Here is a 1,065-nt window from a genome sequence, read left to right on the forward strand (position 1 = left end):
TATGATTTGTCAAATTAAGCTAGAATAAAATGCTTCTTGTACATAGCTCAAAAATATTTCGATTGGTGTTCTGTAATTCAATGATTTTCTTGGAATATGATTACGTTGATTGCTGACACTGGAAATAAATGTCTGATTCACTTCTCTAAAATCCATTGATTTCGGCAGTCCATTACGACGCAGAATCCCGTTAGAATTTTCGTTTAATGGGCGTTGAGAAGGTGTTCCAGGGTCCGCAAAATATATATCAATATCATGTTGGTTACTAATGGCTTTCCAGTTAGAAAATTCTTTTCCACAGTCAAACGTAATAGATTTAAAGAAGTTTTTAGGGAAGCGAGAAAACCATTGATTAAGGGCAGTTTCAATATCTAATGCCTTACGGCCGTTGGGTTTAATCGTGATAATGACTTTAGATAATCTTTCAACTAAAGTAATGACGGCACTTTTATGATGAATGCCAACGATCGTATCACCTTCAAGGTGACCAAACTCAGAATTGAAATCAGGATAATTATCAGGTCGATCATGGATTGAGCGCTGATACTGTTGTTTTCCCCGTTTTTCCTGATGGCCATTGGGTTTTCTTTTACCTTTCATCGGTAGTGTGTCAATCTCAAATATTCCTTTAGAAAATAAACGATAAAGTGTTCTCATACCGCATGAAACAGGCCTTTCTTTTCGCCCGATAATGACGTCAGGCGTCCAACCAAGAGTGACTTTCTCTTTAATGTAATCTACTTCATGAGCAGGTAATTGAATGACTTTTCTCCCACATTTTTTCTTATTTTCTTTATACTGGTGCCAATAATCAAGAGCAGTCTTACCTTGCTTGAACTTATTGACTACATTATAAATAGTTTGTATAGCACGTCCCATTCGGTTAGCGATTTCAACCGGCTTATTATGTTGAAGATAATATGATTCTATCATTGTCAGTTCGTCTATGGTAAGATGTTTGTAGGTCATTTATGGTTACACTCCTTTGTTTTCTTTCGTCGGAAATACAATTTGAGTGTACCATAAATGCCTTTTTATTTTTCTAACTTAATTTTACAATTCGCG

Annotated in this window: 1 protein-coding gene; it reads right to left on the minus strand. The window is 35.6% G+C overall.

From position 1 onward, the window contains the following. Positions 1-9: 9 nt before the first annotated feature. Entirely contained in the window at positions 10-969 is a 960-nt protein-coding gene (locus KFO35_RS14065; protein WP_002334843.1) for an IS30-like element IS6770 family transposase, read from the minus strand. Positions 970-1,065 lie beyond the last annotated feature (96 nt).

The organism is Enterococcus lactis (genome assembly GCF_015751045.1).
GTDB lineage: Bacteria > Bacillota > Bacilli > Lactobacillales > Enterococcaceae > Enterococcus_B > Enterococcus_B lactis.